Annotated in this window: 1 pseudogene; it reads right to left on the reverse strand. The window is 46.0% G+C overall.

Going from position 1 to position 415, the window contains the following annotated elements:
* Positions 1 to 267 (reverse strand): annotated as a pseudogene (locus KNQ15_RS17075) (IS3 family transposase); the annotation flags it as partial.
* Between the last annotated feature and the right edge of the window lie 148 nt (positions 268 to 415).

The following is a 415-nucleotide window of genomic DNA, read 5'->3' on the forward strand; positions in this document are numbered from 1 at the left end:
AGTGATGTCTGTGACGAATACTTTACCAGGCTCCTGCTGATCGAACCGACGGTTCAAGTGATTTGGTACCGTCTTATGTTCATATGTCGTTTTAGCGATTTTACGGTAGGCGTTCTGCCTACGGATTTTCGTCACGATTCCAAACTTCCTCATGATACGCAAAATACGTTTATGATTCATCGGCACCCCGATAAGATCAAGCACCTCCATGTAAAGACCACGATAGCCGATTTTTCCCTTATGACGATCATGAACATGTTTCAGAAGGAGGTAGTCCGCATAGTCACGTTCTTCCCGAAGGGAAACACTATCTGTACGTGCGAGCTAGGCGTAATAACCGCTGCGGCTCACTTCAGCGAGCATACATAGATCCGTCACGAACCGACTCGACGATTGTTTTCGTAAGACAATATTG

Source organism: Exiguobacterium sp. s168 (genome assembly GCF_018619035.1).
GTDB lineage: Bacteria > Bacillota > Bacilli > Exiguobacteriales > Exiguobacteriaceae > Exiguobacterium_A > Exiguobacterium_A acetylicum.